The sequence below is a fragment of the Nocardia pseudobrasiliensis NBRC 108224 genome (assembly GCF_001613105.1).
GTDB lineage: Bacteria > Actinomycetota > Actinomycetes > Mycobacteriales > Mycobacteriaceae > Nocardia > Nocardia pseudobrasiliensis.
Genome location: NZ_BDBS01000073.1, coordinates 24593 through 39639 on the forward strand (window position 1 = coordinate 24593; position 15047 = coordinate 39639).

Here is a 15047-nt window from a genome sequence, read left to right on the forward strand (position 1 = left end):
ATGACTCGGGCCGACTTATCCAGCCGGATCCAGATCACCCATGCTCCCGCTCCACGCGCGAGCCCACCTCACCCACGCCCCCGTACCAGCCGAGTTCGAATCGATCCGCCCCCGACCCGCCGGGACCGGATCACTTACCTTCCACGATCCGCGCGGGCTCGAATAGCCGAACCGAGCACCCCGGAATCGGACACGCGGCCGGTTCACGGCCGGATGCGGGGCGAGCGCATACGCTTTCGAATGGACGTGCGAAGTGTAAGGGGACGCGGTGACGACGAGCCGGATGGATGCGGCGGGTGAGGGGCTGCTCGAGGATTTGCGGGATGGGCTGTCCTTCGGGCTGGAGGAGATCGATGAGACCCTGGCCGCGATGGTCGCCGCGCAGGCGGAGGAGCGGCCGCGCGACGGTGAGCTGATCACATTGCGGCTCGGGCTGGACGGGGAGCGACCGGAAACGTTGACGCTGTTGGGGGCGCGGTACGAACTGTCGCGTGATCGGGTGCGTCAGGTGTACACCCGGGCGGTCGGGCAGATGATTCGGCGCGTGCAGGCCACCGGGGTGCCCGATACCGCGGTGTTCGCGCAGCGCTATCCGGTCGGCTGGGGGGACGAACGGCTGGTGCGGACGCTGCTCGCGGAGACCTATGCCACCGATGCCGATATCGCGGCGCAGGATCTGGCCTATCTGAAACTGCGCCTGGCGGGGCATGCGCTGATGGACGCCAAGCGGATCGCCGGATTCGTCTTTCAGCGCATCGCGGGCTGGCAGCAGCGCGGGCGCTGGCATCCGGCCGAGCCTCGGGCATTGGAATCGGTTGGCGTACAACTGGTTCCGCTGCTGCGCCGGGTCGATTGGCCTTCGGGTTCGCCCGCCGCACTGCCCGGCGCGCCGGTGGACACCCTCGACGCCGATGACGACGCGCTGGGTTCGATGTTCACCGAGAAGCTGGGTCGGGAGGCCGGATTCGCGACCGCGCTCGAGGCGCGGCTGCTGCGCGTCCTCGATCAGAGCGAACAGGTCGACGCGTTCGTCGAGCGGCCCGCCGCGATCGACTACCGACTCGACGGCGCGCGGCGTACCCACTGTCCGACGGTCGCCGCCCACCTCGCCGACGGCAGGGCGCTGCTGATCGATGTGGTGCCGCTGGGGCGACTGGCCGTACACGGCAATCGCGTCAAACTCGCCGCCGCGCGGGCCTGGGCACACGAACGAGGTTGGGGCTGGCTGGTTTTCACCGGCAGCAAACTCACCGAACCCGATCTGTCGCGATACACCGTGGCCGCCCAGCACGAGAATCTACTGCGCAACCGATTGGCCGCCGGACCGCTCGACTGGTCCGAATTCCGGCCATACCTCGACGAAACCGGTATCGACGTGGTGGATCTGGCGGCCATGACGCTCCGGTACAACTGGCGCTGGGAACGCGGGCCGTTCCGCCTCGCCCGCGATCTCACCGCCTGACCCGTTCGATCGCGTCCCATGTTTGCCCCGGCTCGACGCGGGCAGGACGAGCACATCGCCAAATTTTCGATTGTCGCGGTGGGCTCCGGCACCGAGGCCGGGGTCGACACCATGTGCTTCGACAAGACCGGCACCCTGACCGAGGGCCGATTGCGACTGGTCGCGCTCGCCGACCTCGACGAGGATGGGCCGACCGAACAGGCCGGGGAATCCGCCGCGACCCGCCGACTGCTGCGCGCTGCGGCCCGCGCCTGCCCCAATCCGGAAGACGGCCCGCTGGTGCACGCGACCGACCGCGCGGCGGTCGAGGCCGCCGACGCCCATCTCGGCGCGAGGCCGCCCACGTTTGGGATCCGATCGAGGAGATCCCGTTCGAGAGTTTCCGCGGCTATGCCGCAGCTATCGGCCACACCGCCCATCACCTGCGTCATGACGCCCGGAGTGAACCGCTTCTTCGGCGGTGTTCCCCTGGGCCCCTGGCCTGGACCATCGTGATCGGCTGCGCCGCGGGCGGCACCGCCGCGTCGATTCCGGCGGGGCGGGCCGTGCGGTAGAACCGCTCAGTGCAGCAGGACGCCCGCGGCGATGAAGGCGACGATCACCAGCATGGCGAAGCAGGTGATCAGCTGCCAGTGCACCAGGGCCTCACGCTGTTTGGCGATGGTGACGCGCAGGGTGGCGTCGACGCGGTCGTGATCGGCGATGCGGCGGCGCGCCGAATCGAGATGCTCCACGACCTGCTCGGCGCGCTCGAGCCGGTGCAGCAGCTTGTGCACCTGTTTGGCCTTGTCGCGAGTAGCCTTGCGCGCCAAGGCCAATGCCGTGCGCTGATGAACGAGTTCCTGACGCTGCTGCGCGATCAGCAGCGCCTGCGCGCGGGTGTGCTGCTCCCAGTCGGCCACTGTTGCCCATCCTCCGGTGGTGTCGTCGCGATATCCCCAGGCCAGCTCGCCGGCCACCCAGCCCTCGATGAATTCCCGGACCGGCCAGGGATCTTCGTGCGGTCGCACCACATCCGCCGGACCGGCCGAGAGCATGCCGGACACGGCTTGATATCTACAAACCAGCGGGGCGAAGTCGTCCACCCCGAGCGCCGGCAGCCGCGCCACCCAGTATCCAGGCGGGCACAGCCACAGCACCTCGTCGCAGCCCACCGCGCGCAGCCGGGCCGTGCGCTCCTGCGCATCGGCCAGGGCGACCGGCGCGCTGCGCACCTCGATCGCGTATCGGCGAGAACCGTTGCGCCACAGCACACTCGGCGTCTGCGCGCCCAGCGGCCTGTCGACCTCGGCATCGTCGGCGCCGCAGGCCAGCAGCCAGCCGCGTAGCCAGTATTTGAGTCGCTGCACATCCCAGTGACAGTTACCGCAGTCGGCCTCGCGGCACCGCTCCCCCGACTCGTGGCCGCGCGGATTCGGTTTCACCACCGGCAGATCCGTCGGTTCCGGGGCCAGCACTGCCGCGTGCCCGCGTCCGGCCTCGGCCCGTTCCTTCGTGCTCACGCGACCACTTCCCCTACACCGTGCACCCGCGAACCGATGCGATCCGCCCCCTCCAGAGTGCCGTAAAGATCAGGCCCCTTCACGGGCAGGCGACCGGATTCGTTATCCAACCGGGAGCACAGCGTGACCAATATCGCCCATCGGATCTCGATCCGACACCCAGCGGTCGGTATTAGGCTGCCGCAATGACGCCGACAGCCACCGCGCAGATCTCGTCACCGCTGCGCGTCGCCCGGGTGGCGAATTCGGTGGCGTTCGGATTGCAGGGCTTCTTCCTGGCCGTGGTGCTCACCGAATTGCCGCGGCAGCGGGATCGGTTCGGGCTCAGTGACACCACGATTCTGCTCGCGGTGGTGTTGATCTCGCTGCTGGCGGCCGGGGGCAGCCTCCTGGCCGAGCGGCTGGCGGTGCGCTGGTCGAGCCGGGTGGCGTTGCGAATCGGGTTGGGGCTCATAGCGTTCACGGGTGCGGGCATCGCGCTGGCACCGAATACCGCCGTGCTGTTCGTCGCGCTCGGCGGGTACGGGATCGCATTGGGCGTGGTGGACGCGAGCACCAATATGCAGGCGGTGTTCATTCAGCACGGCTACGGCCGGTTCGTACTCGCGTCGTTCTACGCGGCGTGGAGCGCGGGCTCGATTCTGGGCGCGCTGTTCGTCTCCGCGTGCGAGAAGACCCATGTGACACTCACCCCGGCGATCCTGGTGGCGGCCGGTGTGGTGCTGGCGGCCGGGCTCGCGCTCGGGCCTCGATTACTCGGTACCCGTCAGGCCGAGGCCGAACCCGCCGAGGCGGCCGCGGCCGAGATCGTCGGGCTGCGGGCGTATTTCGCGCTCGGGGTGGCGATGGCGCTGGTATTCGCGATCGATCTGGCGGTGGGCAACTGGTCGGCGCTGTATCTGACCGACGAACTGCTGTCCTCCTCGGCGACGGCCGCGCTGGCGCTGGCGGCGTATCAGGGCGCGTCGCTGCTGACCCGGCTCACCGGCGATATCTTCGTGCGCCGCTTCGGACCTCGGGCGGTGGTGCGGGTGGCCGCCTCGATCGGCACGCTCGGACTCGTACTCGTGGTGGCCGCGCCCACCCCGGCGCTCGCGCTGGCGGGATTCCTCGTGGCGGGGCTGGGGCTGCCGGTGATCGCGCCGCTGTGTTTCAGCGAGGCGGGCGAACTGACCGGCGGGCGCGGCCTCGACGCGGTCATCGCGCGACTCAATCTGTTCAACTACGCGGGAACCCTCGTCGGCGGCGGAGTGGTCGGCGCGCTCGCCGCCGCGGCCTCCCTGCGCGCCGGATTCGCGATTCCGCTGATCTTCGCGGTGCTGCTGATCCTCGCCGCGCGCTACTTCCATCCCAGGCGCACAGGCTGATTCAGCGCGCCCGGTCCGCGATCAGGAAGTAGCGGCCGCCGATACAGGCCAGTTGCGGTCGATCCATAGAAATCTCACGCCCCCGATGCTCGAGCTGAAAACACTGCGCGGCCAGCACATTTCGCACCCAGTCACTACCTCGCCCGTAATTCACGGCCACCAGCAGCTGATCCCCGTCCCAGGTGATCCCCACGGGCGTGCGATAGGTGCGACCCGAGCGCCGCCCGGTATGGACCACATTCGCGTATCCCTCGACCCGCCCGGCGAACAGCCGAAAGCCCGGATTGGTCACCCGACGATTGAACCCGGCGAGCAGACGCATCGCTGTCATCTGTTCAGCCTACGCACGGGTGCGCGCCGGGACACCTGAGCGAACCGGTCGCTCGGATGTGGCGCGATGGATGGATGAGCGACTTCCCAGTCATCGTGGGCCGGGCTGGATTGTGGAGCGCCGAGGACCTCAGTGATGTTGCGGCGACCACCTTTCCGCTGGCGTGTCCGCCGGGGTTGGCAGCCGAGGACTTCGAGCGGCTTACGGCAAGCTTTCGGGCCGGGGCCCGGTGGTGCGAGGACTACATCATGCGGAAGGAGTTGTGAGCGGCTTGGCGATCGCTACGTAGCGCGAGCTCAGATACAGCGCGTGATACGGCTCCGGGACCTCCGGCAGCGTCCGGTCGTAGCGGGCGGCGAGATCGGGCATGGTCGCGGCGGTCGCGGACCAGCCGTGCGCGCCGAACCAGTTCTCCGGCTCGGAGCGGTCGTCGGTGTAGAACAGGTCGCGCAGGTCTATATCGCCCATCGGCGAGTTCTTCAGATGCTCCTTCTGGAACCCGATCATCTCGTCCAGGTCCTCATAATTGCTCAGCGCGTCGAGCGCCACCCGACTACCCGGCGCCGAGAGCCGCTCGATCCGCTCGAACAGCGAATCCTGCGCCGCGCCGGGCAGATACGGCAGCAGCCCCTCCGCGCTCCAGGCCGTGGGGGCGGTCGGATCGAATCCGGCGTCGAGCAGGGCCGCGGGCCAGTCGTCGCGCAGATCGATCGCGACCTCACGCCGCTCGGCGGCCGGGGAGGCGTCGTTGTCGGTGAGCACCCGGCGCTTGAATTCGAGCACCTTGGGCTGATCGAGTTCGAATACGACCGTGCCCGCGGGCCAGGCCAGCCGGTAGGCGCGGGCGTCGAGACCCGACGCCAGGATCACCGCCTGCCGCACGCCGTCGGCCGCCGCGGACAGGAAGTGATCGTCGTAGAACTTGCTGCGCAGGCCGATCGTGCCCGCCATCAGCAGCGAATCGTGGTGGGCGGGATCGTCGATAAAGCGCGCGATCCCCTCGTGCCCGGCGGCCGCGACGAACAGCGCGGCGTATTCGTCGCGAACCAGCGCATCGGGCTGCGTGGTCTCCATGGCCCGGGCGGCGGCCACGCCCAGCGCGGTGACCCCCACGCTGCTCACGATGTCCCAGGTGTCCCGTTCAGTACGCACGGCATTCCTCCGATAAGTAGAACCAGCTGTGACGCAACAGAAAATGAGCGATCGTCCGTGATGACGGACACAATCGTGATCTTACCTCTGTTAACTAAATTTCGTCCAACTGGAAGGAACGCCCCGCTGGGTTCAACACATCCGAAGAATCCGGCGACCCAAATCAGGACAGCAGTTCGGCCCGCAGCGCGGTGATGTCGTCGTCGGTCAGCTTCAGGCCCTCGTGCACGTAGTTGTCGAAGGAGCCGTAGGTCTGGTTCACCTGATCGAAGGCCGCGTCCAGGGCCGCGGGGACCACGCCGTTGAGGCCGTCGTTCGGGCCCGCGTTGCGATAGAAGTTCGACAGCAGGTAGTCGTAGGTGACGGTCTGGCGGTCGACGCCCAGGACGGTCAACAGCACCGCCGACATCCAGCCGGTGCGGTCCTTACCCGCGGTGCAGTGATAGAGCACCGCGCCGTCGTCGGTGGACAGGATGTCGTGCAGGACATCGGCGAAGCCCTGATTCGCGCCCGGCGCGGTGATGAACGCGCGGTACAGATCCGGGCCCGCGGCGAAGGCCGAGGCCATCACCTGCGGCGGCGCCTGGCCGATGATGTCGTCCCAATTGCCCTGCGCGCCCGCGGGAATGCGATCGGGGGCGATGGCTCGCTCGACACCCATGCGCAGATCGTCGACGTAGCGCACCCGACGCTCGGACAGCGCGGCCAGGTCGGCGTCGGTGGCCTTGCTCAGCTCGCCGGCGCGGAACACCAGACCGGAACGGACCACGCGGCCGTCGGTGGTGCGGTAGCCGCCCAGATCGCGGGCGTTGAGCACGCCCTGCAAATGCAGCGAGCGATCGTCGAGACCGCTCACCACCGAACTCGTGGCCGCCGGTGGGTCGACAGCCAGCGCCGTACCGACCGCGGGACCGAAGGCGAGGGCGACGCTCGCGGCCGCGGCCGCCGTGACGCGAACGGAACGATGGACCATGACAACTCCTGGACGGTCGTACAGCTCTCGAACTCGTCGCCACGGTACACCGAGCGGTTGCTCGGTCAGGCGGCCGGTACCTCGAAGCGCGACAGCGCCAGCAGTCGCGAGATGGCGCGCAGATACTTCTTGCGGTATCCGCCGCCCAGCATCTCCTCGGAGAAGATCTTGTCCAGCTTCACTCCGGACACCGTGACCGGAATGCCCGCGTCGTAGAGCCGGTCGGCCAGTACCACGATGCGCAGCGCCACCGCCTGATCGGTGACGGTGTGCACATCGGAGATGAACACCGCCGACACCCCGGAGATCAGCGCGCCGAAGCGCGACGGATGCAGTGTGCTCAAATGCTTCAGCAGGGCCTCGAAGTCGTCGAGCGTGGAACCCGATGTGGCCCCGGCCTTTTCGACCAGCGCCTCGGGCGAGGTCGGCTCCGGCGCGGGCGGCAGATCGCGGTGGCGATAGTCCGGGCCGTCCACGCGGACGGTCTCGAACAGCGCGCCGAGTTTGCGGATCTCGCGCAGGAAGTCCTGGGCGGCGAAGCGCCCCTCCCCCAACTGATCCGGCAGTGTGTTGGAGGTCGCGGCCACCGATACGCCGCGGGCGGTCAGCTCGCTCAGCAGCCGCGACACCAGCATGGTGTCGCCCGGATCGTCGAGTTCGAATTCGTCGATGCACAGCACGCTGTTGCCCGACAGTCGCTCGACCGCGTTGGTGAAACCCAGCGCGCCCACCAGATTGGTCACCTCGCCGAAGGTGCCGAACGATTTCGGCGCGGGCGAGGCGTGGAAGATCGAGGCCAGCAGGTGGGTCTTGCCGACGCCGAAGCCGCCGTCCAGATACAGTCCGGCGCCGTCGACCTGCTTCTTCTTCCCGAACAGACTCTTCTTGCCCTGGGCGGCGTGAATCTTGTTCACCTGCCCGGCGAACTGTTCGGCCTTGCGCACGGCCTCGGCCTGGCTCGGTTCCTTGGGATCGGGAATGTAGGAGGCGAAGCTCACTTCGTCGAAGGTGGGCGGCGGCACCATCTGGGCGATGAGCTGATCGGCCGGAACCTCCGGGTTGCGATCGACGAGGTGTTGTTGCACCCGCACAGCCTACTGACGTGGTGTGATCGGTCGTTATGCAGCGTGTCCCCAATGCGATCCAGTTCACAAAGCTGGGCGCCGACGATCTGGTGCAGTTGTATGCCTATCCGGCGCGGCTCGAATCCCCGTGGATCAGAGTCAACTTCATCTCGAGTATCGACGGCGCGATGACGCTGGACGGGCGGTCGGGCGCACTGGGCGGACCGGCCGACAAGACCGTCTTCCGCATCCTGCGCGATCTGGCCGATGTCGTACTGGTCGGGGCGGGTACGGTCCGGACGGAGAACTACGGCGGCGCCCGCACCGACAGCTTCCGGCGCATTCGGCTCTATCACCACGGGCTCGGCGGCGCACAGGACGGCGCGGCGCCGCCGATCGCGGTCGTCACCGCGAGCGCGGCGCTGGATCCGGCCGCCCGGCTGTTCACCGATACCGCCCGCCGGCCGATCATCCTGACCACCGCCGCCGCGCCCGCCGACCGCAAACGCGCGCTGGCCGACGCCGGTGCGGAGGTGATCGAGGCCGGTGAGACCAGCGTGACCGCCGCGGGGATTCACGCCGTGCTGGCCGAGCGCGGTCTGTTGCGCGTGCTGTGCGAGGGCGGACCGTCGCTGTTCGGCGATCTGATCGTCGCCGGGGCCGTCGACGAGCTGTGCCTGACCGTGTCGCCACTGCTGGTCGGCGGTACGGCGGGCCGAATCGCCGTGTCGCCCAATGCCTTGCCGACCCCGATGTCGCTGCGGCACGCGTTGCTCGACGACGACGGTTCGGTGCTGACACGCTGGGAACGCGCGCACACCCAGAGCTGAAACGACGCGATGGACCTGGCAGGCTGTAGCGCATGCGCTGGAGTCGGGCCGCCCTGCTGGTGTCGTCGTCGCTGACGATCGTCCTCACCGCCGCCTGCGGTGCGGGCCCGTCGAATCGGCCCGGTGTGGCGGTGGAGCGCCCGCACGAGGTGGGCGCGCCGCCGACCACCTCGGCCGCGCCCGCGCCGCCGCCCGGGGCCGAGGTTCCCAAGACGGATCTGAGCTGGCGCGATTGCGGCGCGCGGACATTCGATCAGCTCGGGCTGGGCGCGCCGCCCGCCGGGCTGATCTTCGACTGCGCGGAATACTCCACGCCGATCGATGTCAGCGGCTCGGTACTGGGCACCTTCCGCACCGCGGCCGTGCGGGCCCGGCTGGCCAGCACACCCGCCGACGCACCGCCGCTGGTGCTGACCTCCGGCGGCGACCGCTCCTCGACCGCGACCCTGGCCGGATTGGCCGCCGGGCCGAATTCGGCCGTGCTGGCGGCACATCCGGTGGTGGCGGTGGATCGGCGCGGACTGGGCGGGTCCCAGCCGATCGACTGCATGCCCAGCGATACCCGGCGCGGACTGGCCGACAGCGCGCAGTTCACCTCCGGCGATCCGGTCGACGCGATGGTGAAGTTCAGTCAGGACGCCACGGTCGCCTGCCAGGACTTCCTGCAGCCGTACCAGCGCACCTTCGACGCGCCGCACGCCGCCGACGACATCGAACAGCTGCGCAAGCAGTGGCAGGTCGATCGGATCGCGCTCATCGGGACCGGCAGCGGCGCGCGGGTCGCGCTCAGCTACGCCGCGAAGTACGGCGACCATCTGGCCCGGCTGATCATGGACGCCCCGCAGGCCGTCGACGCCGATGCCGTCACCCGCACCGAACAGCGGACCCGGGGCGCGGAGGCGGCGCTGACCGCGTTCGCGCAGCGCTGTACCGGCATGGGATGTTCACTGGGCAGCGATCCACGCGCCGCGATCACCGATCTGGTCAATCGAGCGCGCGGCGGCGGGCTGGGCGATCTGTCCGCCGGCGCGCTGCTGAGCGGGATCTCCGGATTCCTCGGTGATCCGCGCGCCGATCAGAGCAATCGGGTCGCCGAACTCGCCGACGCGCTGTCGGCGGCCGGGCGCGGCGATCGCGGGCCGATCGGCCAACTCGTGCAGCGGCAGTCGGCGGCGACCGGTTCGGACGGGCAGTTCGTCTCGCGGTGCAGCGACAATCAGCAGCCCGCCACCCCGGATCGGGCCAAGGAGCTGGAAAAGACCTGGGGCGCACAGTATCCGGTATTCGGCAAGGACGCGGCGGTGCGATTGATGGCCTGCGCGGCGTGGCCGACGCCCAATCCCCCGCAGCTGCCCGACAAGCTCAACCTGCCGGTGCTGCTGCTCGGAACCAGCGCCGACCCGGTGACCGGCGGCGACGCGCTGCCCACGGTGACCGGTGCGCTGGGTCGCGCGGGCGCGACCACCGCGACCGTGCGCTGGCAGGGCTGGGGGCATCCGGTGCTGACCCATTCCGGCTGCGCGCAGCAGGCGCTCACGGACTATCTGAAGGACGCCAAGCTGCCCGCGGACGGAACCGCCTGCCCCGCATGATCTCGGCCGGTCGCGGCAGTGATGCGAACGGCCGGTGAAAAGTGCGCTGCGGCACGCCCGACGGCGGGTCCGCGCGACAACGCGCGAGCTTTCCGGTGTACCGTGCCCCAGTGTTGTTTCGTCAGCTCGAGCCACGCACCGCTCGCACGACCGCCGAGGTCTTGAACTTCGCCCTGTGGCCGTTCGCGATCATGACCGTGCTGCATCAGGTGTTCGTGAAGGCCACCAACTTCACCATTACCGATGACTTCGCGCCGGTCTATCGGGCGTCGCTGGCGTTCCTCAACGGCCGGGCCGTCTACAACGAGAACTTCGACTATGTCGATCCGCACTATCTGTACTACCCGAGCGGCACCCTGCTGATCGCGCCGCTGGCGATCATCGACCCCGAGACGTCCAAGTGGCTGTTCATGGGCCTCAATGCGGTGGCCATCGTGCTGGCTTGGTATTTGTTGTTGCGGCTGTTCAAGTTCCGACTGTCCTCCCCGGCCGCGCCACTGTTACTGCTGCTGATGTTCGCGTCCGAAACCGTCATCAACACACTGGCTTTCGGCAATGTCAACGGCTGTGTGCTGCTGGCGGAAGTGGTGTTCATCCACCTGTTGCTGCGTCGGCGCGATCTGCTGGCCGGACTGGTGATGGGGCTGACGCTCGCGGTCAAGCCGACGCTGGCCCCCATGCTGCTGATTCCGATGATGCGCAGGCAGTGGAGTGTTCTGATCACCTCGCTGGGTGTGCCGATCCTGCTGAATGCGATCGCCTGGCCGCTGATCAAGGATCCGATGGACTTCATCCGCCGCACCGGGCCCTACATCCTCAAGAATCGCGACTACTTCAACAGTTCCATCGTCGGCAACGCTAGCTACTACGGGCTTCCGGTGTGGCTGACGTGGGCGATACGAGTGGCCGTAGCCGTGCTGGTGTTGATCTCGCTGTGGCTGCTCTACCGGTATTACCGGGATGACGAGCTGTTCTTCGTCTGCACCACTGCGGGTGTGCTGCTGACCGCTGAATTCCTGCTCCTCGGCCTGGGCCAGCAGTACTACTCGATGATGCTGTTCCCGTTCCTGATGACGGTGGTGCTGCGCAATTCGGTACTGCGCAACTGGCCCGCGTGGCTGGCGATATTCGGCTTCATGACCTACGACAAATGGCTGCTGGATCACTGGCAGAGCACCGGGCGGGCACTGGAGTATCTGCGCGTCACCTTCGGCTGGGGTCTGCTGCTGGTCGTGGTTTTCTGCGTGCTGGGCGACCGCTACCTGGCCGCGAAGCGCGAGGGTCGGCTCGACGAGGGAATCGATCCGGTGTTCCTGCTGCCCGGCGCGGACCCGCGCGGCTCGAATGTCAACGGGCGCACCGGCCCCGGCGGCGAGAGGCGGACCGATCAGCCCGCCGATTCCGGCAAGAAGCAGGCGGGCGCGCTCAGTTAGCCCGATATTAGACTCGGTTTATGAGTTCCGACTCCGAAACCTCACTGCCCGCGCCGAAGATCCAGCTCACGCCACAGGAGTGGAAGGCGCGGCTGAACCCGCAGGAATACGCGGTGCTGCGCGAGGCCGGTACCGAACGCGCGTACACCGGTGAATACACCGATACCGAGACCGAGGGCGTCTACGAATGCCGGGCCTGCGGGGCCGAGCTGTTCCGCAGCACCGAGAAGTTCCATTCGCATTGCGGCTGGCCGTCGTTCTTCGATCCGGCCGGGTCCGACGCGGTGATCCTGCGCGAGGACAATTCCCTCGGCATGCGACGGGTAGAGGTGCTGTGCGCGAACTGCCACAGCCACCTCGGCCACGTTTTCGAGGGCGAGGGCTATCCCACGCCGACGGACAAGCGGTACTGCATCAACTCGATCTCGTTGCGACTGAAGCCCGTAGAGGGTTCTACCAGCTGAAACGTTCCTTCTTAGGCCACACCACTTCCCCGGTTGATGTCATGCTTCGACCGCTGGGACGACCGCGACGGATTCCTGTCCCTCTTCGATCCATGCTCACCCACCGACAGCTGGATCGGCACAGCCACAACGCGATTGCCGTCCGGCGCCCGTCATCACCTGTACCTCACCGCTCGACTCTCACCCACCGGCACAACCGTGCGAGCCCTCGTCTGGAACCTATGCGCGATTCGGGACAACCCCCGCCGCCGATTGCATCTCTGCGGCCCTGCGTCGCATGCGTCTCACTCGAGGTCATGCGATCGGAGTCGTCGATCTACGGTCGCACCTGATACGCGAGTGGATCGCCGCGGACTACGACGCGATCGCCTCGGCCCCACTGCCCTCCTCGACTCCATCCCGACGACATCCCGGCAGTCGTCACAACCTGTCAGCGACTACTTTCCGGAATCGATTCTGCCGCAGGATTTTTCCGGCTGGCCGTCGATAGAACGTGGCTGACTGTGCACGCTCGCTGGACATTGCTCAGCGAAGGCGAGCGACCCCAGGCCCTCATCGACGTCTCCCTGGTGCCAACCTAAGCCCGAATCGAAAGCTACCGGGTCAAGTCCCGGGCGTGGCGCAGCTGGGTCCGGTCTTGACGAAAAGATACGGGTGCGCGAACTGTACGAGGGTCACGCCATACGCGATCGTGCCGTTCGGCTTCTTCCGCACTGTGTCGTTGGTGAACTGGCAGGTACCGAAGAATTGATACTTCTACTCTTCGTCGTTGTTCGGAATGCTGCCGTGGTACTGATAGGTGATTTCGACATCACCGTGATTCTTGTCCTGGTACCAGGTTTGCGGCACGCCGTTGCGGAGCAGCCATGTCGTGCAACCCATCCGGGTGTTCAGGCCGTTGACACCTTTGTTGATGATGAAATCACTGAGATGATAGCCCCAGACCAATCTACTGGTGTCATATTCCTTCGTGGGGCGCGCACCGTCGAATTTCCCTACCTTGTCGCTGACCGTCACCCCCGTTCCCAGCCGGTATTCCTGATACTTCGGATCACCGGTCTTCACCTCACTGGTGAGGTCGACGACTTCGTTCTGGAAAGCCTGGGTCGGCAATCCCTTCTCATCGTCGTACTGGTCACTCGCCGGATAGCCCCACGCGCTTTTCTCATAACCGGTGAACGACCACCACGCCAGAAACGCCCCCGTGACCGGGTGCGCGTCGAAAGACTGATGCCAGTAGATGACTCCACGTTCGACCTGGTTCATCCGGCCCTGCCCATCAGGCAGCTTCGTCTCATCGGAGGTGGGATAGCCGAGCCAGCCGGTCTCCCAACCGGTCTGACCCCACTTGTCACGGATCGCGCCGCCGACGTAATACGCTTCGTTGGGTTTCCAGTAGATCGTGCCACCCTGGAAATACTGACGGCGGCCGACACCGTCCGGGTTGACGAATTCGTCCGAGGTCGGATAGCCAAGCACACCGGCCTCCCAGCCGTTGCGCTGCCATGCCGCGAAGAAGTGATTCACCACCGGATGCGGGCCGCTGTCCGAAGACAAGTAGATGGGCCCGTTCTGGAACGTCGAGCGCTTCCCCACGTTATCCGGGTTGGTCAGCTCATTGCTCGTCGGGAACAACAGAAAACTGTTCGGGCCGCCGAGTTCGTTGTACTTGTCCCGAATCGCGCCGCACACCTCATAGGGCGCTGGCCAATACACCTGGCAGCCGTCGGTGACCCGAAGGTGCGCATTGCGCGCGGGCATCCGGGCCTCCATGGTCTCGGCCTTGTCCGCTGCTCCTTGGTGAACCCGTCGGGGACCTTCTCCCGATCCGACCGCATCTTGCCCGGCACCACCGTCGCGTTCGGGTGCTCGGTCGGCTTCCACTGCCCGCCAGCCGGTTTCGGTTGCGCCGACGCGCTCGGCGAGGATGACGGCTCCGCGGTCGACGTGGGCGACGGCTTCGAGTAAGCCGGGGGCCGCGGGGACGTGGACGACCCTGCCGACCGATGACGGCCCACGCGATGCCACCGAACATGTTCCGGCCCAACGCATCGCGACAACACTCACGGTAAGCACCCGACCAATGGGACCGCAGGGTTTCTGCCGGACGGAACCGTTACCCCTACCGGACATACGCCGACCAGTCGAGCGAACCTCGAAGCCGGCACCCCTGCTGCCGCTCTCAGGCTTCGAGATTTGCACTCTGTCGAACTTATGTTCGAGATTGTCGTGCTCTTCTGCGTCATGCCTCGCTGTGCCATAGGCCGAGCAGGACTTCGGTGGTGAAGCCGGGGCCGAACGCGATCAGCAGGCCAGGTGCGTGATGGTGGGGAGGGTCGGTGTCGTGATGACGGCGTAGTACGTCGAAGATGCTGACGCTGGCGGTGTTGCCGAGATCGCGCATGCTGTCACGGCTGCGGTCGAGAGTCCCGGGGTTCAGCCCGAGCCCGTGTTCGACAGCGTCCATGATGCGCGGGCCGCCGGTATGGGAGATGCAGAACGTCAATTCGTCGTTGGACATCCCGTAGTCGTGCAGAAATGCGTGCACATGCGGAATGGCCTCGGACACGGTGTATCGGACGCTGGGGTCGGTGCGGAAGTGTAGGCCGGTCTCGGAAGTCCGGCCCGAAATCACGTCCTGGGTACTGGGCAGTAGTAGCTGACGACTGTCGAGGATGCGAAACCCCTTGGCGTGCGGGGTGCTTCGGTGGGCCACGGTGGCTGCGGCGGCATCACCGAAGATGGCATTGGAGATGAAGTCGCTCAGACAGTGGTGACCGGGTTGGAAACTCAGGGAGCTGAGTTCTATGGCGATGGTGAGCACGACCGCGTCGGGGTGGGCCTGTAGGAAGTGGAAGGCTTCGGCCAGTGCTGCTG

14 protein-coding genes and 1 pseudogene are annotated in these 15047 nt (G+C 67.1%); 8 read left to right on the forward strand and 7 right to left on the reverse strand.

The features are described 5' to 3' along the window. Positions 1 to 268 precede the first annotated feature (268 nt). Both NP4_RS38080 and NP4_RS38085 read left to right on the forward strand, forming a co-directional pair. Positions 269 to 1462, forward strand: a complete 1194-nt coding sequence (locus NP4_RS38080) for a hypothetical protein (RefSeq protein WP_245998769.1) — start codon at positions 269 to 271, stop codon at positions 1460 to 1462. Positions 1463 to 1480: 18 nt separating this feature from the next. Then, positions 1481 to 1957 (forward strand): hypothetical protein, encoded by a 477-nt coding sequence (locus tag NP4_RS38085; protein WP_068009025.1) that lies wholly within the window; start codon positions 1481 to 1483, stop codon positions 1955 to 1957. A gap of 65 nt (positions 1958 to 2022) precedes the next feature. On the opposite strand, the gene NP4_RS38090 is transcribed toward NP4_RS38085, so the two are convergent. Further along, on the reverse strand, positions 2023 to 2964 hold the full coding sequence (locus NP4_RS38090; protein WP_245998768.1) for a competence protein CoiA family protein: 942 nt from the start codon (positions 2962 to 2964) through the stop codon (positions 2023 to 2025). Positions 2965 to 3149: 185 nt separating this feature from the next. On the opposite strand from NP4_RS38090, the gene NP4_RS38095 reads away from it, so the two are divergent. Beyond that, positions 3150 to 4331: an MFS transporter gene (locus NP4_RS38095; protein WP_068009029.1), complete on the forward strand. Its 1182-nt coding sequence runs from the start codon at positions 3150 to 3152 to the stop codon at positions 4329 to 4331. A 1-nt stretch (position 4332) separates the two neighbouring features. Here NP4_RS38095 and NP4_RS38100 read toward each other — a convergent pair whose 3' ends face one another. After that, entirely contained in the window at positions 4333 to 4662 is a 330-nt protein-coding gene (locus tag NP4_RS38100; RefSeq protein ID WP_068009033.1) for a nitroreductase/quinone reductase family protein, read from the reverse strand. Between the two features lie 74 nt (positions 4663 to 4736). Here NP4_RS38100 and NP4_RS43045 point away from each other — a divergent pair. Then, positions 4737 to 4845, forward strand: a pseudogene (locus NP4_RS43045) (GNAT family N-acetyltransferase); the annotation flags it as partial. A gap of 63 nt (positions 4846 to 4908) precedes the next feature. On the opposite strand, the gene NP4_RS38110 reads toward NP4_RS43045, so the two are convergent. The 3 genes from NP4_RS38110 to zapE all read right to left on the reverse strand — a co-directional run bounded on the left by NP4_RS38110 (position 4909) and on the right by zapE (position 7872). After that, complete coding sequence (locus NP4_RS38110; RefSeq protein WP_068009040.1) at positions 4909 to 5814, reverse strand: class I SAM-dependent methyltransferase; 906 nt, start codon at positions 5812 to 5814, stop codon at positions 4909 to 4911. A 163-nt stretch (positions 5815 to 5977) separates the two neighbouring features. After that, a complete protein-coding gene (locus NP4_RS38115) occupies positions 5978 to 6787 on the reverse strand; it encodes a tyrosine-protein phosphatase (protein ID WP_068009043.1) in 810 nt (269 codons plus the stop codon). A 65-nt stretch (positions 6788 to 6852) separates the two neighbouring features. Next, entirely contained in the window at positions 6853 to 7872 is a 1020-nt protein-coding gene (gene zapE, locus NP4_RS38120; RefSeq protein ID WP_068009080.1) for a cell division protein ZapE, read from the reverse strand. Positions 7873 to 7907: 35 nt separating this feature from the next. Between zapE and NP4_RS38125 the strand changes: the two genes are divergently transcribed. The 4 genes from NP4_RS38125 (at position 7908) to msrB (ending at position 12170) form a co-directional block, all read left to right on the forward strand. Then, entirely contained in the window at positions 7908 to 8681 is a 774-nt protein-coding gene (locus tag NP4_RS38125) for a pyrimidine reductase family protein (RefSeq protein ID WP_068009046.1), read from the forward strand. A 32-nt stretch (positions 8682 to 8713) separates the two neighbouring features. Further along, complete coding sequence (locus NP4_RS38130; protein WP_068009048.1) at positions 8714 to 10273, forward strand: alpha/beta hydrolase; 1560 nt, start codon at positions 8714 to 8716, stop codon at positions 10271 to 10273. A gap of 110 nt (positions 10274 to 10383) precedes the next feature. After that, positions 10384 to 11706: a glycosyltransferase family 87 protein gene (locus NP4_RS38135; RefSeq protein ID WP_245998767.1), complete on the forward strand. Its 1323-nt coding sequence runs from the start codon at positions 10384 to 10386 to the stop codon at positions 11704 to 11706. A gap of 20 nt (positions 11707 to 11726) precedes the next feature. Continuing rightward, positions 11727 to 12170: a peptide-methionine (R)-S-oxide reductase MsrB gene (gene msrB / locus NP4_RS38140; RefSeq protein WP_068009054.1), complete on the forward strand. Its 444-nt coding sequence runs from the start codon at positions 11727 to 11729 to the stop codon at positions 12168 to 12170. A 756-nt stretch (positions 12171 to 12926) separates the two neighbouring features. Here the strand turns inward: msrB and NP4_RS38145 are convergent. Both NP4_RS38145 and NP4_RS38150 read right to left on the reverse strand, forming a co-directional pair. Further along, complete coding sequence (locus NP4_RS38145; protein WP_169813863.1) at positions 12927 to 14237, reverse strand: LGFP repeat-containing protein; 1311 nt, start codon at positions 14235 to 14237, stop codon at positions 12927 to 12929. A 175-nt stretch (positions 14238 to 14412) separates the two neighbouring features. Next, positions 14413 to 15047: 3-oxoacyl-[acyl-carrier-protein] synthase III C-terminal domain-containing protein (locus NP4_RS38150; protein ID WP_303755965.1), on the reverse strand; the 635-nt coding region annotated here is incomplete at its 5' end.